Raw genomic sequence first — 1,384 nt, 5'->3', positions numbered from 1 at the left:
TATATAAGTGGTTGCTTTTTCACAAGTGTAATGCACTCTTGCAATGCCTTTCTTGTCTTTTTATCAAGCTGGATTTGCTCCATTTTGAAGCGAGGAGTCTGCGGGGCTAAATCGAGTGTTATTGTAGTATTTTCTTTTTTTTCATTTGGGATGTTAGGTTGTAATTGCTTGATTTCTATTGTAGAATCTTTCTCTTCGTTTGTTTGTGAGTTTTCTTTATTTGCATTATTAGATTCTCTTTCAGATTCTTTACCCCCTAGCTCTTTATAGACATCTTGTATGGATTCATCAAATACAAGGTAAAAATCCGCTTGTATAGAATCTGCATTTTCATGAAGAGATTCTAAAAATTTCTTAATCTTAGGATGAAGGCGGGAGCGTATGAGAGAAATGCTGACTTCTTCTTCATGATGAAAGTTTTTCTTATGTTGTATAAAGACTTCATTTTTTCCATTTTTTCTAAAAATAACAAAAAAAGCAATATGCTTCACATCTCTAAAATCATAATCATCGCGTCCCAAAATATTCTTTATATTATCACGAAATTCCTTGCAGATTTCATTTATAGAATCTGGATTTTTCCCTAAGCGAGAGAATACACCATCATCTACAAATTCTACTTCATATTGTATCTCTTTTTTCATTACATATAATCCTTTCTCTCTTCTTTTCATCATAGATTGTAGAATCTATAATATCCTCAATGCTTTAAATCTTTTGATAGATTCCTCATGTGCTGTATTTAGCATACTTGCCCTACACGAAGTTCTCTTGCTACATCATCACTTACTTCCAAACTTCTAGATATGATAGTTTTACCTTTACTATTACGCAAACCAGCGTCTATTACATTGTAATCTCCCTTCTTCCGCTTCTTGGCAATAATAGCATCCTTTGCTCCCATTTCTTTTTTCATTTCATCTACAGCATCAAAAAAACCTGCTAATGTCGCTATCACACCGAGAGCCAAAAGTCCTCCTCCTAGAGCAAGTAACGCTGGTATCAATGGTAATGGCATAATGCCTCCTTTAAGTTAAAATATATGCCTAAGGCAAATGAAAGACTCTTTTGCTTTATGATTCTCAAAGTCCTTCATTTGCCTTATTGTATATGCACCCTATATTGAGAATGTATATTTGCTTTTTCTTGCATGAGATTGCAAGCATTTGCATTGAGTTCATAAAATCTTTTTTTAGTATATGTTGCACGAAAATAATTTTCATACATTACATCTATCTTACATATTTCAGGTCTAGTCTCATAAATGAGACATTGATTTGTGTGTATATCTAAGAATTTACAGATTCCATTACCCATATCAAAATCACTTAATGCTTCAATATGCGTGATATGTTTGCAGCATTCCCCACAGCTCGTGCAAGGA

Annotated in this window: 2 protein-coding genes and 1 pseudogene; all 3 read right to left on the bottom strand. The window is 33.3% G+C overall.

Translation table 11 applies throughout. The features are described from left to right. Positions 1 to 644: pseudogene (locus CQA53_RS11430) on the bottom strand (hypothetical protein); the annotation flags it as partial. Positions 645 to 742: 98 nt separating this feature from the next. Further along, positions 743 to 1,018 (bottom strand): hypothetical protein, encoded by a 276-nt coding sequence (locus CQA53_RS11425; RefSeq protein ID WP_115544019.1) that lies wholly within the window; start codon positions 1,016 to 1,018, stop codon positions 743 to 745. Positions 1,019 to 1,101: 83 nt separating this feature from the next. Continuing rightward, a partial coding sequence (locus CQA53_RS11420; protein ID WP_147290057.1) for a YkgJ family cysteine cluster protein occupies positions 1,102 to 1,384 on the bottom strand: 283 nt, incomplete at its 5' end.

It is taken from the genome of Helicobacter didelphidarum (assembly GCF_003364195.1).
Classification (GTDB): Bacteria; Campylobacterota; Campylobacteria; order Campylobacterales; family Helicobacteraceae; genus Helicobacter_A; species Helicobacter_A didelphidarum.
The sequence above is the reverse complement of the archived record's forward strand: the minus strand, read 5'-3'. Positions and strand labels throughout refer to the sequence as shown.

What these genes read in the sequence shown, in the direction of transcription:
- CQA53_RS11425 (WP_115544019.1), bottom strand. Translation starts at nt 1,018, where the DNA reads ATGCCATTACCATTGATACCAGCGTTACTTGCTCTAGGAGGAGGACTT.